Genomic DNA, 21836 nt, shown 5'->3' on the forward strand with positions numbered 1-21836 from the left:
TAGATTTTAATCATACAAATATATGATTTTAAATCTTTTTCAATCACTACCTTTGGTTTTGTTTTTGGTGCATTTTGCCATGGAGATTGATTATTTCTCTACTTCTGTTATTAATTTTGCTCCATTAGTATTAATGCAACTTTCTGTAACAATGCCTTGCGTAAATAGATTGAAATCTAATTTGTGCTCAAATTCGTGGTATTTTTTATGGTCATTTTTGATTACTATTGTTTAATATTTTTCCCATAATTCAATTGATTTAAATATGCTAAACTCAAAATCGTTTGAAGCATAAGCAAAAAATTAATTTGGATTTAAAAAAACTGTTCAGTGATGAACGGTTTTTTTGTTCTAATTATTCTAATAAAAGTTTTTCTATTTCTTCGTTTGCCTGTTGCAATACTAGTTTAGTTTTGTCTTTTAATGTTTGTGCTTCTTGTCGAATTGCCGTAATGTAATTAGCTATTTCTAATTGTTTTTCGATTGGAGGTATTGGGATTGGTAATAATTTTAGGTTCTCATTATTTAAATAATAAATTGTAGCAACTGAACAAGCTCTTTTTGTCAGTTCTAAAAAAATACCTGAATTAAACCAATATGTTGCAAAATCTGGATTAACAATACTTTCAAAAAATTTTAATGAAGAAACATTTTGATTAATTGAAATAGGAATTTCAACATCATTTTTCGCAGATAACCCAACAGTTCCAGCAATGCACATAATCACCTCATCTTTTTCACAAAAAGTTAATAGATTTTCATAGTGCTCTAAAACATATTTAGTATTAGTTAAATCTATTTGATATTTTTTAAGATTTGTATTTCTTAAAAAAACTATGCCATGATTTTCAGAGTACGGATTTAGTTTTTGATGCGGTGTAGTTCCTGTTTTGATATTCTCTAAAACTTCTTTTATTTTTTTGAATGGATATTTAGCATCTGCAAATGACTTAAAAACTTCATTGAAATATACTTTATTGAAATGAGGGTCAAAACGATTGCTTGACAACTCTTTTAATGATGAAGTAAACATTCTATTTTTTAAAGTGTTTTCTTCTTGGGTTGGCAAAGTAATACCTAATTGATTTAATAAATAAGTGTCAATACTTGCAAGTAGATTTTCTGCTTCTAATTCATTTTGTTGTTTTTGTAAATTGTAAATTGAATAAATTTCAATTATTTTATTCTGAATTTCTAAACTTGGAGTTGGGATTATTAATTCTTTAATCGCATCTTGAGAAAGGCTACCCATTATAGCTCCAATTTTGTTTTTATCAAATTGAGCTTGACCAATTTTTGAATTAAAAAAAATCTCTAAATATTTAGAATTAATTATTTCTTGATTTATTTCTATATAAAAAACTTCTGAACTTATAACATAATCATAATCTTTATCTAAGGAAATTGCATAACCAAATGTTCCTTTACGAGTAAGCAATAAATTACCTTTTTTTAATTGGATGTTTTTAGTTATTTCTGATGAATTGAAATCGATATATTGCATTTTATCAAAACGAAACTCACCTTTTCTTATATTGGCTACTTTTAAATAAGGTGTTCCAAAATCTTTATATTCTCTAAAATCAAAACCATTATTTATAGATTTTAAAATTTTATTAAACTTTTTGAGAGGTTTCTTTACTAGTTGTTTTTCATATTGGTTGAATATGTGACCATAAAATTCTGGGTCAAAACGTTTTTCTATTTCACTTTTTTGTAAAATGAAAACTTTGTTTTTGTCGAATTTATTATTTGTAAAAGTATAACTGCTCATTATTTTTCTGTTCTATTTATGTGCGTTATAAACTTTTGTAATTCAATACCAATTTCAACTAATTCGTTTGCTCTTGTTTCTCTGCCTGTAGCATCATAACCAATATCTTCAGCAATTGCCATAAAAATAGGATAGTCGTCAAGAATGTTTTGTTTTGAAGCAAAATATTTTTCGGTCATTTCTTCTTTAAACAAGTTTACTTTTTCTGTAAATTCTTGTTGTAGTTTGGTTTTATCGTCTTTTACTAATTCTATTATGTCTTTTTTAGTTGCGGTTGGGTTGTGTAGCTTTGCTACACGTTCTAATTCTTTTATAGCAAGTGTTTTTTCTTTATCCCAAGCGTCAATGGTTTTGATGTATTTGTTGTCTATTTTTAAGTCAAGTTTTAATTTGTTTTTTTGGTTGTTTATTTTTTCGGTTTGTTTGGATTTGTGTTTGCGTAAAAATAAAACAGAACTTTTTACTCCTGCACCTGTTGCGCTAAATGCAGTTTGTGGCATAGAAACAACTGCAACAATTCGGTACATTTCTTCGATGTTGTCACGAACATATTGCATACTGCTATTAGTTAAAATACCGTCAGGTATAACTACAGCTAAATAACCGCCTTCGACTAAAAACTTGTAGCATTGCTCGATAAATAACACTTCTGTTGATTGACTATCTCGAATTGTTTCTTTGGTTTCTTTTGGGTTTAACCAATCGATTTCTTTTTTAGAAAGCGAATAGTTTTTCATATATGCTTTTTCGGTTTGCTTGATACTACTACCAAAAGGCGGATTGGTAATGATATAATCAAACGAATTGTATTTGAATTCTTTGTTTTTAGAATTGTGTTGCATTTCTTGGTCGGTTACTAAACCGTCGGAAGCAATAACGTTGGTGTGTCCGTCATCGTGAATAATCATATTCATTTTTGCTGTACGTGCAATTTGGTCGTTAATTTCTATACCAAAAAGGTTTTTTTCTGCAAAATCATGCCAATGTTTGTAATGGTCTTTTTCTTCTTTTTCTTTATCGTAGAAGTCGTTGGCTTGTTCACGCACTTTGTCTAATGCGTAAAGAAGAAAGCCACCACTACCGCAAGAAGTATCTAAAACTCTCGCTTTGTGCGTGATTGGTAAACTATCAACAATAAATTTTACTATGGGTCGAGGCGTGAAATATTGCCCAAAATCTCCACGGAAATAACTACCCATAAAGGTTTCAAATGCTTTTCCTTTGCTGTCTAAATCGGTTTTGTTTAAATTGATACGTTGAAAATACTTAACGATTGTAAGTGTTTCTTGTGCCGAAAGTGTAATACCATCTTTAAAAACTTCTGGTGCTTCTTTTTCGCCAATGGCATAAATTGCTTTGACACGTTTTAATAAATCTTCTGGGTCTTCGTCACGAAAGATTTGGAAATCGTAAGGTTCGCCAATTTTCCTTAGGTGTTTTTCATCCCAAATTTTACAGAAAATTAGTTTGTCTAATTCGTCAAATGCTACACTTGGGTTACGTTGTCCGCCACCCCAAAGAGCTTGATGTGATTGAATAAATATTTTTGTCAGTTCACTTTCTGAAACTACTTGTAATTCAAAAAACTTTTGAGTAACGTTTTCGGATGGTTCGGCAACTTGATTGTATTCTTTTTCTATTTGCGAAATACCACCTTTTACATATTTAAAAGGAGCAAGTTTGTCAATTCCAAATTGCGGAATGTCTGGAATTTCAATTCTGCTTTTAGGTTTTTCTGCCGGCACTTCGTAATATTGATTTTTGATACGTGAAGTTGTCCATACGTATTTTGCACCTTCGGCAACTGCATAGCTGTATGCTTGGTCAACAGCAATATTAAATTGTTGATCTGTTAAGTCTTCTTTTTTACATTCTACAAGTATATGCGTACCATGACAATCGTCATCGTTGTAAACTATAATATCTGCTTCTTTAGTTTCAGAACCCATTTGAACAGAAACAAATTGTTTTATTCTTCTTTCAGAGTAGCCATATACCAAAACGAGTGTCAAAAAAGTTTCAATTTGAACTTTTTCTTCCGGATTATTATAGTTTCGCTTTTTATTTTGATGAATATAGGTTACGAAGTTTTTATCATCATCAAATTTGATTAATCCCTTTTTAATTCCAATTTCAATTAGGTTCATTTGTTTTTTTTTAGAAAAATCTAAAAAAGAAGCGCAGACTAATTACCTTACTTGTATTCTGTGGGATTCGACGCCCATACCTACAAAGCAAAGTAACGTCCACGCTAGGCATGAACGTTAGCTTAAACTTCCCTGTAGGTATTTTGAATTGTCGAATTTTCAGAATACAGGATTTTTCGCTAAACGCTAATTTTATATGTCTTTATTTATTATCTATATATTTTGTTTTTTGTTCAATAGCAAATGTAGTTTATTTAAAGATTATTTTAAAAATTTGGTTGGTTTTTTGCAAATCTTAATATGTGTAATTTCTCCTTCATCGAAATGACAAAAGGAAAATTTGCATCAGATAGCTTGAAACCTGTCTGCCTAAATTAGACAACTCCTAAGAACAAATCAATCAAAAAACCATTATTTTATTTACAGAAATACAACTATACCATTTTTATGTAGCTTTGAATTACAAAAATTTCAATAGTATGAATTCTGTAACTCCTTTAGATGTAAATCGAAAAATTAACGCATTGCCAATATTTTTATTAAAAAATATAGTTTAGAATAAACCCTTTTTTATCCATAGTTTTTTATTCCTTACAAAAAAAATTAACATCACAATAAAATCAATTTTTTGTATATTTGTTTTTTATAAAATCTAATTCCATGACTACCATTACTTTAAAAATTGACGAAAGAACCAAAAAAGGTAAAGCATTTTTAGCTCTTGCTAAAGTTTTTTATGATGAAAAAAATGAGGTTGAACTTGTAAAAGAAAAAGATACAAGTCCTTATAATCCTGAATTTGTTGCTAAAATAAATAAAGCAAGAATGGAAAAAGGAAAGGTAATGAATAGCGTTAATGAATTATGGGAAAGTATACAGTAATCATTAATCTAACTGCCGAAAAAGATTTTTCTCAACATAAAAAAAATGGAAATAAAGCCTCAATTAAAAAGATTTTTACGATTCTTAATGAATTGAAAGATCATCCTTACTCAGGAGAGGGTAAACCTGAGGAGTTAAAATATGACTTAAAAGGACTTTGGTCGAGACGAATAAATAAAAAAGATCGACTTATATACGAAGTAAAAGAAGATATTGTAACCGTTTTGGTTGTTTCTGCAATTGGACATTATTCAGATAAATAATAATACTTTTTCCAACAAAAAAAACCATCCGAATTAACGAATGGTTTCTATAATCTAAACTTTATGTTTATTCTACTATTTCTTTCATTTTGAAAGTATCCATAAATGCAGTGGTATAATTTCCGGCTACATATTCTGGTTCGTCCATTAATTGTCTGTGAAATGGTATTGTAGTTTTTATTCCTTCTATATAAAACTCGTCTAGTGCGCGTTTCATTTTGCTAATTGCTTCTTCTCTTGTTTGCGCTGTTGTAATTAACTTGGCAATCATTGAATCGTAATTTGGCGGAATTGTATAACCTGCGTAAACGTGTGTATCTAAACGCACACCATGTCCGCCTGGCGCGTGAAGTACAGTGATTTTTCCTGGTGAAGGACGGAAATCATTGTATGGATCTTCGGCGTTGATACGGCATTCTATTGCGTGAAGGTTTGGAAAGTAATTTTTTCCAGAAATTGGCACGCCAGCAGCAACAAGAATTTGCTCACGAATTAAATCGTAATCTACAACTTGTTCTGTAATTGGATGTTCTACTTGGATACGAGTATTCATTTCCATGAAGTAGAAATTTCTATGTTTATCAACCAAGAATTCTACAGTTCCTGCGCCTTCATATTGAATATATTCGGCTGCTTTCACAGCTGCTTCACCCATTTTTTGACGTAATTCGTCGGTCATAAATGGTGATGGAGTTTCTTCTGTTAATTTTTGGTGACGTCTTTGAACAGAACAATCTCTTTCAGATAAGTGACAGGCTTTTCCATAAGAATCACCAACAACTTGAATTTCAATGTGACGTGGTTCTTCGATTAGTTTTTCAAGATACATTCCGTCGTTTCCAAAAGCGGCAGCCGATTCTTGACGTGCGCTTTCCCAAGCTTTTAGTAAATCTTCTTGTTTCCATACAGCACGCATTCCTTTTCCGCCTCCACCAGCAGTTGCTTTTAGCATTACTGGATAACCAAATTCTGAGGCTAATTGTTCGGCTTGTTCGTAAGACTCTAAAATTCCAACTGAACCAGGAACACATGGAACTCCAGCTTCTATCATGGTAGCTTTAGCCGAAGCTTTATCGCCCATTCTATCAATCATTTCTGGTGATGCACCGATAAATTTTATTCCGTGTTCTTGACAAATTTTTGAAAATTTTGCATTTTCAGACAAGAAACCATATCCTGGATGAATTGCATCTGCGTTTGTAATTTCGGCAGCGGCAATAATATTTGACATTTTTAAGTAAGATAAATTACTTGGTGGTGGACCGATACAAACGGCTTCGTCTGCAAATTTAACGTGCAAACTTTCGGCATCGGCAGTAGAGTAAACGGCAACGGTTTTTATTCCCATTTCTCTACAGGTTCTAATTACACGTAGTGCAATTTCGCCTCTATTGGCAATTAATATTTTTTTAAACATATTTTTTTAATTAGATAATTAGACAATGTGTCAATTAGACAATTTGGAAGATAGAAAACTTCTAACTTCTAACCTCTAACTTCTAACTTTTTTAAGATGGATCCACTAAGAATAAAGGTTGGTCAAATTCTACTGGCGACATATCGTCAACAAGAATTTTAACAATTTTCCCTGTTATTTCTGCTTCAATTTCGTTAAATAATTTCATTGCCTCAACCACACAAAGTACGTCTCCTTTTGCAATAGTAGTTCCAACTTCAACAAATGAAGGTTTGTCTGGAGAAGGTTTTCTATAAAAAGTTCCAATCATTGGTGATTTGATTGTTACATATTTAGCGTTTTCATCTACTACTGGCGCAACTGGTGCAACTGTAGTTGGTGCTGCTTGTTGAACTGGTGCTGCTTGAGCCAAAGTTTGTTGCATTGGAGCTTGTTGCACATAAGTTATATCTGGAGAGTTTCCTTCAAGAGTTGTTCTAATGGTGATTTTAATATCTCCAGTTTCCAACTTTACTTCTGCAACTCCAGAATTAGATACAAATTTGATTAGGTTTTGAATTTCTTTTAAATCCATAATTATTTGTTTTAGTTATAGTTTATTGTTTGTTGTATGCCCATTTAAGGTAGATTGAACCCCAAGTAAATCCGCCACCAAAGGCAGCAAAAATAAGGTTATCACCTTTTTTAAATTTATGTTCAAAATCACTAAGTAACAAAGGTAATGTTCCCGAAGTGGTGTTTCCGTATTTTTGAATATTTACTAATACTTTTTCTTCATCAAGATCCATTCTTGAGGCAGTAGCATCAATAATTCTTTTGTTTGCTTGATGTGCAATTAACCAATCTACACTGTCTTTAGTTAAATTGTTTCGTTGCATTATTTTTTCGCTAACGTCTGCCATTCCAGAAACGGCATATTTATATACTGTTTTACCATCTTGAAAAACAAAATGTTGGCTGTTTTCTACTGTTTCTTTAGAAGCTGGCAAGATAGAACCGCCGGCATCAATTTTTAAATATTCTCTACCAATTCCATCAGAGCGTAAAAATTCATCCTGAAGACCCAAACCTTCATAATTTGGTTCAAACAAAGCTGCACCAGCGCCATCACCAAAGATGATACAGGTTGCTCTATCGGTATAATCTATTATTGACGACATTTTATCGGCGCCAATTAATAAAACTTTTTTATACCTACCAGTTTGTATGTATGCTGCTGCTGCTGACATTCCGTATAGAAAACTAGAACAAGCTGCAGATAAATCGTATGCAAATGCATTGATTGCTCCAATTTGTGTTGCTACATAAACTCCTGTTGTTGCCACTGGCATATCTGGAGTTGCTGTAGCCATGATTACTAAATCAATTTCGGCTGGATTAATGTTTCCTCTTTGTAGTAAATCTTGAGCAGCTTTTATTGCTAAATAAGAAGTTCCTTTTCCAGATTCTTTAAGTAATCGTCTTTCTTTTATTCCAGTTCTTGTAGTTATCCATTCGTCATTGGTGTCAACTAAAGTTTCTAACACTTGATTTGACAAAACAAAGTCTGGAACATAACCACCGACAGCGGTAATTGCGGCTGTAATTGTACTCATATTACTATTTTATAATCTCTTAAAAAAATGTGATTTTAAAAGAGGTGGAATTTACAAAAAATTATTTAGTTATGATTAAAATTTACAAAAAACAAAAAACTCTCACAGAGTGAGAGTTTAAATGTAAATTTAAAAATATATTAGGCTGCTGCTACTGATTTATCAATAACTACTTGTCCTCTATAATACATTTTACCTTCATGCCAGTAAGCTCTGTGGTATAAATGTGCTTCTCCAGTTATTGGACAAGTTGCAATTGTAGCTACAGTTGCTTTGTAATGTGTTCTTCTCTTATCTCTTCTTGTTTTGGAGATTTTTCTCTTAGGATGTGCCATTTTACTATATTATTTATCCGTTAATAGTTGCTTTAATTTGTCCCAACGTGGGTCAATATTTTCTTCTTTTTTACTCTCTTTTTTTTGTTCTTTTATTGATAGCTTAGTCAGTTTATCTAGTGTTTCCGTTTGTAATGTTCCATCTTTTACTCCTGGATGAATTCTTTTTAACGGAACGGAAAGCACAATCATTTCATAGATATATTGTGAAATATCTATTTGATGTTCTCCATGAGGCAATATCAACAATTCTTCGTTGTCATTGTTAAACTCTTCTCCAAAATTAACAACTAGTTTAATTTTACCTTTTATTGGAAGGTCAAACATTTCGTTGGTTAAATCACAAGGCACATTAATTGTTCCGTTGTGTTTGAAAGCAAGCTCTAACATGGTGCTTTTTTTCTCTAAAACTACATTTACTTTGATATCACAATCTTCATATTCGTGATAATCAAAACCATCAAAGAACGCTTTTTTAATTTGAAATTCAAATTGATGTTTTCCTAACTTTAATCCAATAAATGGAATTAAAAATTCATTTGTAACTTTCATCATTTCATCAATTTGTCCAATCCGAAGATTCGGGTTTGGGAGTGCAAAGATATAAATTTATTATAAATCCAAAAGCGTTATGCACCTTTTTTTGTTTCTAATTGTTTTTCTTTAACTTTTAAAGGGTTTTTTGACAGCTCTAAATACTCATTTCTTGAGTGATAGATGTCTATTGCGAGATAAACTGCTTCTTTAAAAGAAGTGTAGTCTGCTAGTCCTTTTCCTGCAATTTCGTATGCTGTTCCATGATCTGGCGAGGTTCTAATCTTATTTAAACCAGCAGTATAGTTAACTCCTGTTCCAAAAGATAACGTTTTAAAAGGAATTAATCCTTGATCATGATAGGTTGCAATTACGGCATCGAATTTCTCATATTGAGCACTACCAAAAAAACCATCTGCTGGATATGGCCCAAAAACTAAGATGCCACTATCAAATATTTTTTTGATAGTTGGTCTTATAATTTCATCGTCTTCTTTACCAATTACTCCATTATCGCCGGCGTGTGGATTTAATGCTAACACAGCAATTTTGGGTTTAGTTATGCCAAAATCCTGTTTTAAAGTAGTATTAATCGTTTCAATTTTTTTAGAAATTAACTTTTCTGTTAAGTGCTTTGCTACCTCATTAACAGGAATATGATCTGTAATCAATCCTACCCTTAAGTTATCTTGAATCATTAACATTAACGCATTTCCCTCTAGTTCTTTATCTAGATAATCTGTATGACCAGGAAATTTAAAATCTTCCGATTGTATGTTATATTTGTTAATTGGAGCAGTAACCAACACATCTATCAATCCTTCTTTAAGCGCCGATGTAGCAGCAACAAAAGATTTTAAAGCGTATTTACCTACATTTTCATCATTTTGTCCAAAATTAATATCAACGCCTTCGCGCCACACATTTAATACATTAATTTTCCCTTTAACCAATTGTTCAAGTCTATCAATGCCATGTAAAGCAACCTCAGAGTTAAGATTCTTTTTTATAAACGATAAAATCTTAACATTGGCAAAAATAACAGGCGTACACAATTCTAACATTCGAACATCTTCAAATGTTTTAAGGATTACTTCGCTTCCAATACCGTTTAAATCTCCTATTGAAATTCCGACGATAATATTTTCTGCTTTTTTCATGGCGAATTATTCTATTTATTGCTAATTTTGAAGTGCAAATTTAGTAAAATAAAACGACAAATGTTTACAGGAATTATAGAAACCCAAGGATTAATAAAAGAGATAAGAAAAGAAGATGAAAACTTACACATCACAGTAAATTCATCTATTACAAACGAATTGAAAATTGACCAAAGTGTTGCTCACAATGGCGTTTGTCTTACTGTTGTTGCAATAGAAAATGACAACTACACTGTAACTGCAATAAAGGAAACAATTGATAAAACAAATGTTGGCGATTGGAAAGAAAACGACTTCATTAACCTAGAACGCGCCATGAAACTAGGCGATAGACTTGACGGACACATTGTTCAAGGTCATGTAGATCAAACTGGAATATGTAAAATGGTTGAAGAAACAAATGGAAGTTGGCGTTTTATATTTAGTTATGATGCTTCTTTAAACAATATAACTATTGAAAAAGGATCAATTACTGTAAATGGTGTAAGCTTAACTGTTGTAGATTCTAAAGTAAACGAATTTAGTGTAGCAATTATACCGTACACTTATGATCATACTAATTTTAAAAATTTCAAAATTGGAACAAAAATAAACTTAGAATTTGATGTAATAGGCAAATATGTAGCCAAATTACATGCCTTAAAATAAAAAAAAGTTCCAAAACTAAAAAAGCTTCAAATTAACTTGAAGCTTTTTTTAAATTATATATTTTATAAAATCCATAGATTATAGATACAACTATCAACGCCAATAAGCTGCCATCAATAGGTAATCCTGGTGGTGGTGGAGGAATTGGCTCAGGAGGACTAGGTGCTGCAAATATAAAATTGCTACACAATAAACCTGCAAAAATTACTACTATTTTATTTGGGACGATTTTCATAGGGCGTAAAAGTAAAAAAAAAAACTCTTTATCAAAATTTTTTGACTTATAATTTATCGAATGTAGTAAATAAATGATAATTTGTTTACATACTCTACTCAACATTGATATAAACGTAATAAAATGAATTTTGGTTTATATAAAATTGAAAAGACCTCTAATTGAGGTCTTTTATTTTGTGGTCCCACTTGGAATCGAACCAAGCACCTACTGATTATGAGTCAGTTGCTCTAACCGAATGAGCTATAGGACCTTTATTGAGGTTGCAATATTACTACTATTTTTAATTTATTGCAAGTCTTTTTTAGTTTTTGAAAAAGGAAAATTACATATTTTTTTATAACATTCTAAAAATCAAATACTCTATTCTATTTCTTGACACAATTCTATCAATACTCCATTGGTAGTTTTAGGATGAAGAAAAGCTACTAATTTATTATCGGCTCCTTTTTTTGGAATTTCGTTCAAAACTACAAATCCTTCTTCTTGTAGTCTTTTTATTTCAGAAACAATATCTTTTACATCAAATGCGATGTGGTGAATGCCTTCGCCTTTTTTTTCTAGAAACTTGGCTATTGGACTTTCTGGATTGGTGGCTTCAAGAAGTTCTATTTTGTTTGGACCGTTCATGAAAAAAGATGTTTTTACTCCTTCGCTAGCAACTTCTTCTTGTTTATAGGCTGGAGCGCCAAATAATTTTTCGAACAATAAACTAGATGCTTCAAGATTTTTTACTGCTATACCTATATGTTCTATTTTTCTCATATTTTTTGCCACAAAGACGCAAAGTCTCTAAGGTTTGGTAAAAATAAGTATTTAAAATCAAAAGGGAAAATGTAGCCATAAAAATAAATTACGCCACTAATTGCCAGATTATAAACCTTAAAAAATTTAATCTTTGTGACTTTGAGTCTTTGTGGCTTTAAAAAAATTGTATTTTTGCATCATGGAAACAAATAGACAGAAAAAAATAGGAGGTGTTTTACAAAATGATTTGGTAGACATTCTTCAAGGTGAAGTGAGAAAAAACGGATTGACAAATTTGATAATTTCAGTTTCTAAGGTTATTGTTACTACCGATTTGGGAGTTGCAAGAGTATATTTGAGTGTTTTTCCGCAAGATAGAGCTGCCGAAATTTTGGCTGCTGTAAAATCGAATATGCCTTTAATTAAGCATGATTTATCACAGCGAGTGAAATTGCAATTAAGAAAAGTGCCCAATCTTTCTTTTTACATTGATGATTCTCTTGATTATATTGAAAAAATTGATAATGCGCTTTCTGCAAAGGAAAATCCAATTGAAAATCGTGAGTTATTAGAAAAACGTAGAAAGTCGTAGATCACATTTAAGGAAGAATAGCAAAAACCTATTCTCTTTTTAAATACTAAATTTCACCAAAAGCTTTCTTTTTAAACCAATACTAAATAAAGGTACGATTTGAATTTTCCGCTTTACATAGCCAAACGCTATATTTTTAGCAAAAGCAAAAATAACGCTATTAATATTATTTCTCGAATTGCTTCGGGCGGAATTATTGTTGGCGCAATGGCTTTGTTTGTCGTACTATCTGTTTTTAGTGGTTTGCGAGAATTTAGTTTGTCGTTTTCTAATGATTTTGACCCCGATTTAAAAGCAAATCCTATAGCTGGAAAAGCATTTTTTATTTCTCCTGAACAAGAAACTCAAATTAAAAAAATAGACGGAATTGCAAGTTATAGTAAAATTATAGAAGAACGAGTTCTTTTTACTTTTGACGGAAAACAATTGGTGACTTATTTAAAAGGAGTAGATAAGAATTTTACCAATATTAGCAAAGCTTCGCAAAAACTTTTTAACGGACAATGGTTAAAACCTAAAACCTATCAAGTAGTTGTTGGTTATGGAATATCTGAAAAACTAGCTTTAGGATTGTTTGATTTTAACAATCCGTTTGAAGTAATGGTGCCTAAACCTGGAAAAGGTGATTTATCGTTAAATCCAGAGGATTCCTTTAATAAATCTATTTTAATTCCGGTTGGGATTTATGCAATTAGCGAAGAATTAGATTCTAAATACGTTTTTGCCGATTTGGGTTTAACACAAGATTTGTTAGACTATAAACCCAATCAAATCTCGGGAATTGAAATAAAAACCAAACCAAATTCTAACGAATCGGATATTATTTCTAAAGTTGAAGAGATATTCGACAACAAAGTTCAAGTTAAAAACAGAGCCGAACTCAACGCAACATTACATAAAATGTTGAATACCGAGAATATTGCTATCTATTTAATCTTTACTTTGGTAATTATCATTGCACTTTTTAACTTAATTGGCGCATTAATAATGATGGTTTTAGATAAAAAAGCAAATTTAAAAACATTATTCAACTTAGGAGCAGAAGTTAAAGATTTGAGAAAGATATTCTTGCTTCAAGGAAGTTTGTTAAGTGTTTTTGGTGGAATTATTGGACTTGTGTTAGGAATTATAATTGTTGTACTTCAACAAAAATTTCAATTGATAATGATTACACCATCGTTGGCTTATCCTGCGATATTCACTATTGAAAATGTCCTTATAGTATTTGCAACAATTGTATCGCTTGGATTTATTGCAAGTTTAATTGCGAGCAGTCGCGTTAGTAAAAAACTTTTGGATTAAAAAACCTGAAAATCAGAATAAATTTCCTGAATTTCATCTAACGCTTTGAACAATTCTTCTGGATTTTCGATGGTTACTAACTTCAATCGGTATTCTTTAAAATTAGCAATTCCTTTGAAATAATTGGTATAATGACGACGCATTTCTACAATTCCAAGGCGTTCACCTTTCCAATCCATTGACCATGTTAAATGGTTTCTTGCTGCTTCAACTCTATCGGCAGTAGTTGGTTTTGCAAGATGTTCTCCTGTCGCAAAATAATGTTTGATTTCGTTAAAAATCCATGGATAACCAATGGCAGCACGACCAATCATCATTCCGTCAAGGCCAAATTTATTTTTATATTCTAATGCTTTTTCTGGAGAATCGATGTCGCCGTTTCCAAAAATTGGCATCGTAATTCTAGGATTGTTTTTCACGCGTTCAATATGACTCCAATCGGAATGGCCTTTGTACATTTGCGCACGTGTTCTTGCATGAACTGTTAAAGCCTGAACTCCAATATCTTGCAAACGTTCGGCAACTTCATCAATATTTATAGAATTTTCATCCCAACCCAAACGCGTTTTTACCGTTACCGGAAGCGATGTGCCTTTAATAACTGCTTTTGTTAAGCGAACCATCAAATCTACATCTTTCAAAACGCCTGCGCCTGCACCTTTACAAACTACTTTTTTTACAGGACAACCAAAGTTGATATCTACCAAATCGGGCTGAACAGCATCAACAATTCGTGAAGACATCTCCATTGCTTCTTCATCGCCACCAAATATTTGAATTCCAACTGGTCGTTCATAATCGAAAATATCCAATTTCATTTTGCTTTTTACAGCATCACGAATCAATCCTTCCGAAGAAATAAATTCAGAATACATTAAATCGGCACCGTGCAATTTACACAACCTACGAAATGGCGGATCGCTAACGTCTTCCATTGGAGCCAGTAATAGCGGAAAATCGGGTAATATGATGTTGCCTATTTTGGGCATTGCTTTATTTTTTTTGCAAAGATAGTTAAGAAAATTTAGTTATGAAATTTAATCTTAATGTGTTACAATCATTTAAAATTAATAATTATTTTTACGAAAACTTCGCAATGCTATTTCAATTTGGATTTTATAGTTCGGTGCTACTTATTTTTTTTACACAAGGAATAATTTATAGCGTTTTGCTACTTGCAAAGGCTGTTAAAATAGACAACAAATCTAATTATTGGTTAAGTCTTTTTATTTTTCTTTGTAGTCTTTATATTGCGCCTTGGATGCTTGGTTTTGCTGGTTGGTATGACAATCAACCTTATCGAGATATATTGTTTTATACACCTTTTCAGCATTTATTATTTGTTGGTCCAATTATCTTTTTTTACACACAAAGTTTACTAAATCCATCTTTCAAATTTTCTAAAAAAGAAGCACTTCATTTACTTCCTGGGTTTACTTATCTAATGTACATAGTTGCTATTTGGATTTATGACAAGTTCATTTTAGGTGATTACTATTTCTATAAAGACGGAATGGATAAAGATTTTGACGATTGGTATCAAAAGCTAGGTTTGCTTTCTATGATTGTCTATTTTATTTTAAGTATCCGATATTATAATGTTTATAAAAAACTGATGTTGCAAGTGGTAAGTTATGCCGATTCTATTTTATTCAAATGGATAAAAACCTATTTAATTGCATTTTTACTGATGCTGCTTTTGCCTATTATTTTTGACATTATGGGATATTTTTTCCCCGAAATGAAATCCTATCAAGGCAGCTGGTGGTTTTATCTATTCTTTTCAATTGTTATGTATTACATTGCGATTACAGGATATTCCAATCCGATAAACTCTACAATTCCCTTTAAAATGTCATTTTTTGATAAAAATCCAATTCTTTTATTGAATTCAAATAATTCTGATGAGACAGAAACTATAATTGACATTCAGTATGAAACATTTGAAGAAAAAAATTCACCTGAAATTGCACTTTGGAAATCAAAAATTGAAACCATAATTCAAGAAGAAAAACTCTACCAAAATCCAGAACTAACACTTGCCGATTTGGCGAAAAAATTAGAAACCAATGCCTCTATAATTTCCAAAACCATCAATCAAGGTTTTCAAATGAATTTTAACGATTGCATCAACAATTATAGAATTGAAGCCGTAAAAAATAGTTTTGCCAATGGCGAACACAAAAAATCTACTTTATTAGGAATTGCTTACGATAGCGGATTTAATTCGAAAGCGACTTTCAATCGTGCTTTCAAAAAAAATACTGGAAAAACTCCGAAAGAATTCATCGAAACCTTGTAAGCCCAACATTCACCATGCTTACTAAATATTATTTAGTTGGTCTCAAATCATAATTTGAAGCGATTGACAATGATTAATGGCGCAATTTTGTCCTGTTATTAATCATTAAAAATTCTAATTATGACATCGAAGATGCACGAAAACAAAAAAAACAATAATAAAATCTTTAGTAAATCACTTATTGCATTATTCGCTATTTTATTACTTGCTACTTCTTGTGGTATTTTTGGTTCGCTAACTTCAAACACAACCATTAAACCAAACGAAAGTTTTGTTCTCGGAAACAATGAACACGGAAACTTTAAAGTTAAACTTAAAAACGTTTCAAATCATGATTTAAAAATAATTATGGCTCCAATTGCTGGAGGAACACATTCACCGATTACTGTTAGCCCAAATGAAACTGTAACCGTAAAGGCAGAAAGAAATACCGCTTTAATTATTGAAAATAATTCTAATCAAACTGCGTCGGTCGATTTGTATGTTACTGGCGACATTGGATTATCTATGGGATATAAAAATTAAAAGAGTTTCAATCATCAATCAATTTCAATTTCAAAAATCAATTTCAATTTTAAAAAACATGAAACTACTAACTAAGATCACCAAACCCATTTTGTTGCCACATTGGTCGCAAGATTTATTTATTATTATTCCACGAATCGTTTGTGGTTACTTGCTTGCTTTTAACTTTGGAGCGGCAAAATTCGGAATGCCTTGGTCACCAGCAGATAATAATTTAGGATTGTTTGAAGTCGCATTTTGGTTTCCAAAGGATGTGGCGAGTTATGGCGGAATTTTTGCCATTGCTCCAGCATTTTTTGCTTGGATGGGCGCATTTGCAGAAGCCATTGGTGGATTGTTATTATTGTTCGGATTTCAAACTCGCATCGCTTCTTTTCTTATAATTTGCACAATGTTGGTAGCAATTTTTATGCAACAAATACAAAATGGATTGTGGAATTGTCTTGCTGCAATGGGATTTCTTTGGGTAGCGGTATTCTATTTAATTCTAGGTTCAGGACGATTTGGAGTTGATTATTTACTAATTAAAAACAAAGCTTAAGATGAAAAATATTCTTGTAACAACGTCATTATTGCTTACTTTATTGGTAACAAGTTGCGTTCAAAAATCGTATAAAAAAACTGTTGTTTTTACTTTGGACGTTTCTAAAATTAAAAGCATCAAAAAAGTGGGAGTTCGTGGAAACGACAAACCATTATCTTGGGATTATGACACCCAAATGAAAGAAATTAAAAAAGACAGTTTATTTCAAATAACAATAACTGGAGAAACTGCTTATAAATTTACCGAAGTAAAATTTGTAGTAAATGATACTTTTGAATTTAAAGATAAGGACAATCGAAGAGTGATTTTTTCTGAAAAAGACACTACATTTTACAATGCAAAATTCAATAAAAGATAAAATTGTAATTAATTCTATTTTTTTCAAATATCTGAAAAGTAATTCCAATTCAACTGTCAAACTTTTACCTTATATTTGCAGATTAATTCCCTTATATTAGGGTTTTGCGTTAGGGATTGAAGTGGAAATCCTTTTACTTTTTTCTTTAAAAAGTAAAAGATTGTAGCGAAAAGCCCGACCTCGTTTTTTGGGACGAGGTAACGCCCATAAAAAAATTGACATAAAGACAGAATGAAAAATATTAGAAATTTTTGCATTATTGCACACATTGACCACGGAAAAAGTACGCTTGCCGACAGACTTCTTGGTGCAACACAAACCGTTACCGCTCGTGAAGAAAAAGCGCAATTGCTAGACAACATGGATTTGGAGCGTGAACGTGGCATTACCATAAAAAGTCACGCCATTCAAATGGAATATACTTATAAAGGTGAAGAATATGTTTTGAATCTTATTGATACGCCTGGACACGTAGATTTTAGTTACGAAGTTTCTCGTTCAATTGCGGCTTGCGAAGGTGCGTTACTGATTGTTGATGCGGCACAAAGTATTCAGGCGCAGACGATTTCAAATTTATATTTGGCTCTTGAAAATGACTTGGAAATCATTCCGGTATTGAATAAAGTAGATTTACCAAGTGCTAATCCTGAAGAAGTTAGTGATGATATTATTGATTTATTAGGTTGCAAGTTGGAAGATATTATTCATGCTTCAGGTAAAACTGGTTTCGGTGTAGAAAATATCCTTGCTGCAATTATAGAAAAAATTCCTGCTCCAAAAGGAAATAAAGACGAACCATTACAGGCATTGATTTTCGATTCACATTACAATCCGTTTCGTGGAATTGAAGTTATCTTTCGTGTAAAAAATGGTGAGATTAAAAAAGGTCAGAAGATTAAATTCATGGCTACAGGAAATGAATATTATGCTGACGAAGTTGGAACTTTAAAGTTGAATCAGGTTCCGAAAAGTGTTATTTCTACTGGCGATGTTGGGTATTTAATATCTGGAATTAAAGAAGCCAAGGAAGTAAAAGTTGGTGATACCTTGACGGATGCAAAAACGCCAACTACCAATATGATTGTTGGATTTGAGGATGTGAAACCAATGGTTTTCGCCGGAGTTTATCCTGTTGACACGGATGATTATGAAGATTTGCGTGCTTCTATGGAGAAATTGCAATTGAACGATGCTTCACTTGTTTTTGTTCCTGAAAGTTCTGCGGCTTTGGGATTTGGTTTTAGATGTGGATTTTTGGGAATGTTGCACTTGGAAATTATTCAGGAACGATTGGAGCGTGAATATGACATGACGATTATCACTACTGTTCCCAACGTTTCGTATTTGGCTTACACCAAAAAAGATCCTGATGATGCATTTGTAATTAATAATCCATCGGATTTACCTGATCCTTCAAAATTAGATCGTGTTGAAGAACCGTATATAAAAGCAACGATTATTACAAAATCGGATTATGTTGGAAATGTAATGAGTTTGTGTATCGAAAAACGTGGTGTTATTACCAATCAAACGTATTTGACAACGGAACGTGTTGAGTTGAATTTTGACATGCCATTGGCTGAAATTGTATTTGATTTTTATGATAGATTGAAAACGGTTTCTAAAGGTTATGCATCGTTTGATTATACACCAATTGGAATGAGACAATCGAAATTGGTGAAACTTGATGTGTTATTAAATGCACAATCTGTTGATGCACTTTCGGCATTGATTCATGAAAGTAATGCGTATAATATTGGTAAAAAAATGTGTGAGAAATTGCGCGAATTGATACCAAGACAGCAATTTGACATTCCGATTCAAGCAGCAATTGGAGCTAAAATCATTGCTCGTGAAACGATAAAAGCCTTACGTAAAGATGTTACCGCAAAGTGTTATGGTGGTGATATTTCTAGAAAAAGAAAATTACTTGAAAAACAGAAAAAAGGTAAAAAGAGAATGCGATTGGTAGGAAATGTTGAAATTCCTCAAGAAGCGTTTATGGCTGTTTTGAAGTTGAATGATTAATTAGAGAATAGAAAAAAGATACAAGAAGAAAGACAAAAACCCAATAACTAAAGTTGTTGGGTTTTTTGTTACATTTACTTTTAATTTAAGAAATATGAATACTATACAAGAAGATGAGTTTTACAGTCTATTATACGATATAGGAAAAATTGAATTTAGAATAATTAATTTATCTGAAATTAATTTAAGAGGATTAGCTTCTATTGAATTTATTAATTGTGTTTTTTCAAAACAAGTGTTAATAATTGATGATGATGCTATTGAAGGTGAAAATGAAAATTATAAAAAAATAACTATAAAAACCTGTGTTTTTAATGGAGTTCATATTTCTAAATGCAATTTTTCGATTTTTGAAGTATTAGACATAAAAGGAATTAATGATTTTTTAATTAATGATTGTAAAATAGACACTTTAAGATTTTTAGATTGTTCAAATATAGATTTTGGAATTACATTTAGACAGAATGTATTTAATGAGTCTTTTACTTTTGAAAATAATTATTTTCTTATAAAAGGTCATTTAAGTTTTTTAAATACTAATTTTAATAAACTAGTCATTATTAAAAATAACACTTTCTCTATTTTACGTTTTGCATTTGTTAAATTCAAGGATTTTACAGCAATTATCAAAAATAAATTTACAAATAGTTTATTAGAAAACAGTTTCCTTTTATGTGAATTTGAACAAATAGATTTTAGTCAAAACGATTTTCGAGACATGAAATATATTGATTGTAAATTTTTAGGATCAGCGAAGTTTAAAGATGTTCCGTACAATAAATTAAGTATTATTAGCTTCGACATGTGCAATTTTTATAAACATGTTAATTTTAATAAATCTTCATTTTATAAATTAATTTTCGAGAATGGAAGTTTTATAGAAACTGCTTCTTTTCAAGACACATATTTTGATATTATTTCGATAGATAGAACAACTTTTGAGAGCAAAGCCTTTTTTGACAATATACAAATTAAAAAGATAGATGACTGTAGTAGAAAAACTATAAGAACAATAAAACAAGAACTCCAAAAAGCTGAAAATAAGATCGATTACAATAAGTTTAGAGTATATGAATTTAATGCTTATAGAAATGATATAAAAAACAAATTAAGAGAATATGACGACGATAAAGACCATTTAAATCACAGAGTTAGAGAGCCTATTCAATTGAAAAGAGATGCTTTTGTTTTATGGATAAGTGATTTGGTTTCTGAATATGGAACAGATTGGAAAAGAGCTTTAAATTTTACTTTTTGGTCCGGTTTATCTATTTATTCTCTCTTTTATTTAATTGAAAACCACAATTATACTATTGAAGTTTCAAATTGGAATAATTGGTCAAGATTTATTTCTGGTTTATTTAGATTTTTCTTAGTTACTGATTTTTATAATCCACTAGAAACTGATAGAGTTTACTTGACAAATCCTTTAAGCTGGTTAATTTTCATTTTTGGAAAAATTGTAATTGCATTCGGTATCTACGAAATGATTCAATCTTTTAGAAAATTTAAAGCTTAATTCATTTCCTCTAATAATCGTATCACATCCTCAACTTTAAAAAGTTGCGTTCCTTCATTCATTGTCGCCGCTGTTCCGCAACAAACACCAATTTGAATTACTTCTTTTAAAGTTTTGTTTTGTGATAATGCCCAAACCATTCCGCCAACCATGCTGTCACCTGCGCCAACCGTACTTTTCTTTTCTACTTTTGGTGCTTTTACTAAATGTGTTTCGTCTTTTGTTACTAAAATTGCGCCGTCTGCTCCAAGTGAAACTACTACAATTTCGGCACTTTTATTTTCGATTAGTTTTTTTGCAGCTTTTTCTACTTCGGGTAATTCCAATCGTTCAACACCAATTAATTTTGCTAATTCGCCAATGTTGGGTTTGATTAAATAAACACCAGTTTCTAAAACTTTTTGCAAAGCTTCGCCAGAAGTATCAACGATAACTTTTATGTTTGATTCCTTGGCTATTTTAGCTATTTTTTGATAAAAATTTGTTGGTAAACCTTCGTTCAGACTTCCGCTGATGACTAAATAATCAGTTTGTAAATCTTTTATGGTTTGTAGAATTTTATCTTTTTCATCTTCTGAAAATTCATTTCCTGGAAATCCGAATCTGTATTGTGCTTTAGAATTGTTTTCGAATGCTATGAAATTTTCTCTTGTCCAATTTTTGGTTTTAATTACTTTGCTTTCTAATTTTTCTTTGGTAATTAAATCTTCCAACATTTCTCCAGTTGAACCGCCAGAAGTAAAAATACAAGTGGATTTTTCGCCTAGTTTAGAAATAGCCTTTGATACATTTATTCCGCCACCTCCAGCATCATAACGTGGTTTTTCACAACGAATTTTTTGTTCGGCAATCAATCCGGTAAAATGAGTTGATTTGTCCAATGATGGATTTATGGTAAGGGTTACAATTCGTTGGTTTTTCATTTACTG

The 21836-nt window shown here is 31.3% G+C and carries 23 protein-coding genes and 1 tRNA gene; 11 read left to right on the plus strand and 13 right to left on the minus strand.

Annotated features, from left to right (window positions below):
* Positions 1-355: 355 nt before the first annotated feature.
* Positions 356-1774, minus strand: coding sequence for a restriction endonuclease subunit S (locus ACH2CG_RS00525; RefSeq protein WP_395061121.1), 1419 nt, complete (start codon positions 1772-1774; stop codon positions 356-358).
* Complete coding sequence (locus ACH2CG_RS00530; protein WP_395061123.1) at positions 1774-3921, minus strand: restriction endonuclease subunit M; 2148 nt, start codon at positions 3919-3921, stop codon at positions 1774-1776. Before ACH2CG_RS00530 ends, ACH2CG_RS00525 begins: the two co-directional genes overlap by 1 nt.
* Positions 3922-4581: 660 nt before the next feature.
* On the opposite strand from ACH2CG_RS00530, the gene ACH2CG_RS00535 reads away from it, so the two are divergent.
* Complete coding sequence (locus tag ACH2CG_RS00535) at positions 4582-4803, plus strand: DUF2683 family protein (protein WP_395061125.1); 222 nt, start codon at positions 4582-4584, stop codon at positions 4801-4803.
* The gene (locus tag ACH2CG_RS00540; protein ID WP_395061127.1) at positions 4785-5066 is read left to right on the plus strand and encodes a Txe/YoeB family addiction module toxin; all 282 of its coding nucleotides are present in this window, start codon (positions 4785-4787) and stop codon (positions 5064-5066) included. Before ACH2CG_RS00535 ends, ACH2CG_RS00540 begins: the two co-directional genes overlap by 19 nt.
* 67 nt (positions 5067-5133) lie before the next feature.
* On the opposite strand, the gene accC is transcribed toward ACH2CG_RS00540, so the two are convergent.
* The 6 genes from accC to pdxA form a co-directional block, all read right to left on the minus strand.
* Complete coding sequence (accC, locus tag ACH2CG_RS00545) at positions 5134-6483, minus strand: acetyl-CoA carboxylase biotin carboxylase subunit (RefSeq protein ID WP_395061129.1); 1350 nt, start codon at positions 6481-6483, stop codon at positions 5134-5136.
* Positions 6484-6574: 91 nt separating this feature from the next.
* Entirely contained in the window at positions 6575-7057 is a 483-nt protein-coding gene (gene accB, locus ACH2CG_RS00550; protein WP_395061131.1) for an acetyl-CoA carboxylase biotin carboxyl carrier protein, read from the minus strand.
* Between the two features lie 22 nt (positions 7058-7079).
* Positions 7080-8078: a beta-ketoacyl-ACP synthase III gene (locus tag ACH2CG_RS00555; protein ID WP_395061133.1), complete on the minus strand. Its 999-nt coding sequence runs from the start codon at positions 8076-8078 to the stop codon at positions 7080-7082.
* A 140-nt stretch (positions 8079-8218) separates the two neighbouring features.
* The gene (rpmF, locus tag ACH2CG_RS00560; RefSeq protein WP_395061135.1) at positions 8219-8413 is read right to left on the minus strand and encodes a 50S ribosomal protein L32; all 195 of its coding nucleotides are present in this window, start codon (positions 8411-8413) and stop codon (positions 8219-8221) included.
* 9 nt (positions 8414-8422) lie between these two features.
* The gene (locus ACH2CG_RS00565) at positions 8423-8965 is read right to left on the minus strand and encodes a YceD family protein (RefSeq protein ID WP_395061199.1); all 543 of its coding nucleotides are present in this window, start codon (positions 8963-8965) and stop codon (positions 8423-8425) included.
* Positions 8966-9042: 77 nt separating this feature from the next.
* On the minus strand, positions 9043-10107 hold the full coding sequence (gene pdxA / locus ACH2CG_RS00570; RefSeq protein WP_395061137.1) for a 4-hydroxythreonine-4-phosphate dehydrogenase PdxA: 1065 nt from the start codon (positions 10105-10107) through the stop codon (positions 9043-9045).
* Between the two features lie 60 nt (positions 10108-10167).
* On the opposite strand from pdxA, the gene ACH2CG_RS00575 reads away from it, so the two are divergent.
* Complete coding sequence (locus ACH2CG_RS00575) at positions 10168-10755, plus strand: riboflavin synthase (protein WP_395061139.1); 588 nt, start codon at positions 10168-10170, stop codon at positions 10753-10755.
* Between the two features lie 31 nt (positions 10756-10786).
* Here ACH2CG_RS00575 and ACH2CG_RS00580 read toward each other — a convergent pair whose 3' ends face one another.
* From ACH2CG_RS00580 to mce, 3 genes are all read right to left on the minus strand, one after another.
* Complete coding sequence (locus tag ACH2CG_RS00580; RefSeq protein ID WP_395061141.1) at positions 10787-10990, minus strand: hypothetical protein; 204 nt, start codon at positions 10988-10990, stop codon at positions 10787-10789.
* Positions 10991-11169: 179 nt separating this feature from the next.
* Positions 11170-11243: transfer RNA gene (locus ACH2CG_RS00585), tRNA-Ile, on the minus strand.
* Positions 11244-11353: 110 nt separating this feature from the next.
* A complete protein-coding gene (gene mce, locus ACH2CG_RS00590; RefSeq protein WP_395061143.1) occupies positions 11354-11755 on the minus strand; it encodes a methylmalonyl-CoA epimerase in 402 nt (133 codons plus the stop codon).
* 181 nt (positions 11756-11936) lie between these two features.
* On the opposite strand from mce, the gene rbfA reads away from it, so the two are divergent.
* Together rbfA and ACH2CG_RS00600 are read left to right on the plus strand one after the other, a co-directional pair.
* Complete coding sequence (gene rbfA / locus ACH2CG_RS00595; RefSeq protein WP_395061145.1) at positions 11937-12329, plus strand: 30S ribosome-binding factor RbfA; 393 nt, start codon at positions 11937-11939, stop codon at positions 12327-12329.
* A gap of 99 nt (positions 12330-12428) precedes the next feature.
* Positions 12429-13631, plus strand: a complete 1203-nt coding sequence (locus tag ACH2CG_RS00600; RefSeq protein WP_395061147.1) for an ABC transporter permease — start codon at positions 12429-12431, stop codon at positions 13629-13631.
* Here ACH2CG_RS00600 and dusB read toward each other — a convergent pair.
* Complete coding sequence (gene dusB / locus ACH2CG_RS00605) at positions 13628-14620, minus strand: tRNA dihydrouridine synthase DusB (protein WP_395061149.1); 993 nt, start codon at positions 14618-14620, stop codon at positions 13628-13630. The two genes, ACH2CG_RS00600 and dusB, sit on opposite strands and share 4 nt — an antisense overlap.
* Before the next feature lie 41 nt (positions 14621-14661).
* On the opposite strand from dusB, the gene ACH2CG_RS00610 reads away from it, so the two are divergent.
* The 6 genes from ACH2CG_RS00610 to ACH2CG_RS00635 all read left to right on the plus strand — a co-directional run bounded on the left by ACH2CG_RS00610 (position 14662) and on the right by ACH2CG_RS00635 (position 20907).
* Positions 14662-15933 carry a helix-turn-helix domain-containing protein gene (locus ACH2CG_RS00610; RefSeq protein WP_395061151.1) on the plus strand — a complete coding sequence of 424 codons (1272 nt, stop codon included), beginning with the start codon at positions 14662-14664 and terminating at the stop codon, positions 15931-15933.
* A 120-nt stretch (positions 15934-16053) separates the two neighbouring features.
* Complete coding sequence (locus ACH2CG_RS00615; protein ID WP_395061153.1) at positions 16054-16458, plus strand: hypothetical protein; 405 nt, start codon at positions 16054-16056, stop codon at positions 16456-16458.
* A 58-nt stretch (positions 16459-16516) separates the two neighbouring features.
* Positions 16517-16999, plus strand: coding sequence for a DoxX family protein (locus ACH2CG_RS00620; RefSeq protein ID WP_395061155.1), 483 nt, complete (start codon positions 16517-16519; stop codon positions 16997-16999).
* 1 nt (position 17000) lies between these two features.
* Positions 17001-17360: a hypothetical protein gene (locus tag ACH2CG_RS00625; RefSeq protein WP_395061157.1), complete on the plus strand. Its 360-nt coding sequence runs from the start codon at positions 17001-17003 to the stop codon at positions 17358-17360.
* Positions 17361-17591: 231 nt separating this feature from the next.
* Positions 17592-19388 carry a translation elongation factor 4 gene (gene lepA, locus ACH2CG_RS00630; protein ID WP_395061159.1) on the plus strand — a complete coding sequence of 599 codons (1797 nt, stop codon included), beginning with the start codon at positions 17592-17594 and terminating at the stop codon, positions 19386-19388.
* Positions 19389-19482: 94 nt separating this feature from the next.
* Positions 19483-20907: a hypothetical protein gene (locus ACH2CG_RS00635; RefSeq protein ID WP_395061161.1), complete on the plus strand. Its 1425-nt coding sequence runs from the start codon at positions 19483-19485 to the stop codon at positions 20905-20907.
* On the opposite strand, the gene ACH2CG_RS00640 is transcribed toward ACH2CG_RS00635, so the two are convergent.
* On the minus strand, positions 20904-21830 hold the full coding sequence (locus ACH2CG_RS00640) for a 1-phosphofructokinase family hexose kinase (protein ID WP_395061163.1): 927 nt from the start codon (positions 21828-21830) through the stop codon (positions 20904-20906). The two genes, ACH2CG_RS00635 and ACH2CG_RS00640, sit on opposite strands and share 4 nt — an antisense overlap.
* Between the last annotated feature and the right edge of the window lie 6 nt (positions 21831-21836).

Source organism: Flavobacterium sp., from assembly GCF_043778725.1.
GTDB lineage: Bacteria > Bacteroidota > Bacteroidia > Flavobacteriales > Flavobacteriaceae > Flavobacterium.

Bases quoted from the DNA above. Each gene is read 5' to 3' on its own strand.
- ACH2CG_RS00525 (WP_395061121.1), bottom strand. From the start codon at position 1,774: ATGAGCAGTTATACTTTTACAAATAATAAATTCGACAAAAACAAAGTT.
- ACH2CG_RS00530 (WP_395061123.1), bottom strand. From the start codon at position 3,921: ATGAACCTAATTGAAATTGGAATTAAAAAGGGATTAATCAAATTTGAT.
- ACH2CG_RS00535 (WP_395061125.1), top strand. From the start codon at position 4,582: ATGACTACCATTACTTTAAAAATTGACGAAAGAACCAAAAAAGGTAAA.
- ACH2CG_RS00540 (WP_395061127.1), top strand. From the start codon at position 4,785: ATGGGAAAGTATACAGTAATCATTAATCTAACTGCCGAAAAAGATTTT.
- accC (WP_395061129.1), bottom strand. From the start codon at position 6,483: ATGTTTAAAAAAATATTAATTGCCAATAGAGGCGAAATTGCACTACGT.
- accB (WP_395061131.1), bottom strand. From the start codon at position 7,057: ATGGATTTAAAAGAAATTCAAAACCTAATCAAATTTGTATCTAATTCT.
- ACH2CG_RS00555 (WP_395061133.1), bottom strand. From the start codon at position 8,078: ATGAGTACAATTACAGCCGCAATTACCGCTGTCGGTGGTTATGTTCCA.
- rpmF (WP_395061135.1), bottom strand. From the start codon at position 8,413: ATGGCACATCCTAAGAGAAAAATCTCCAAAACAAGAAGAGATAAGAGA.
- ACH2CG_RS00565 (WP_395061199.1), bottom strand. From the start codon at position 8,965: ATGAAAGTTACAAATGAATTTTTAATTCCATTTATTGGATTAAAGTTA.
- pdxA (WP_395061137.1), bottom strand. From the start codon at position 10,107: ATGAAAAAAGCAGAAAATATTATCGTCGGAATTTCAATAGGAGATTTA.
- ACH2CG_RS00575 (WP_395061139.1), top strand. From the start codon at position 10,168: ATGTTTACAGGAATTATAGAAACCCAAGGATTAATAAAAGAGATAAGA.
- ACH2CG_RS00580 (WP_395061141.1), bottom strand. From the start codon at position 10,990: ATGAAAATCGTCCCAAATAAAATAGTAGTAATTTTTGCAGGTTTATTG.
- mce (WP_395061143.1), bottom strand. From the start codon at position 11,755: ATGAGAAAAATAGAACATATAGGTATAGCAGTAAAAAATCTTGAAGCA.
- rbfA (WP_395061145.1), top strand. From the start codon at position 11,937: ATGGAAACAAATAGACAGAAAAAAATAGGAGGTGTTTTACAAAATGAT.
- dusB (WP_395061149.1), bottom strand. From the start codon at position 14,620: ATGCCCAAAATAGGCAACATCATATTACCCGATTTTCCGCTATTACTG.
- ACH2CG_RS00610 (WP_395061151.1), top strand. From the start codon at position 14,662: ATGAAATTTAATCTTAATGTGTTACAATCATTTAAAATTAATAATTAT.
- ACH2CG_RS00615 (WP_395061153.1), top strand. From the start codon at position 16,054: ATGACATCGAAGATGCACGAAAACAAAAAAAACAATAATAAAATCTTT.
- ACH2CG_RS00620 (WP_395061155.1), top strand. From the start codon at position 16,517: ATGAAACTACTAACTAAGATCACCAAACCCATTTTGTTGCCACATTGG.
- ACH2CG_RS00625 (WP_395061157.1), top strand. From the start codon at position 17,001: ATGAAAAATATTCTTGTAACAACGTCATTATTGCTTACTTTATTGGTA.
- lepA (WP_395061159.1), top strand. From the start codon at position 17,592: ATGAAAAATATTAGAAATTTTTGCATTATTGCACACATTGACCACGGA.
- ACH2CG_RS00635 (WP_395061161.1), top strand. From the start codon at position 19,483: ATGAATACTATACAAGAAGATGAGTTTTACAGTCTATTATACGATATA.
- ACH2CG_RS00640 (WP_395061163.1), bottom strand. From the start codon at position 21,830: ATGAAAAACCAACGAATTGTAACCCTTACCATAAATCCATCATTGGAC.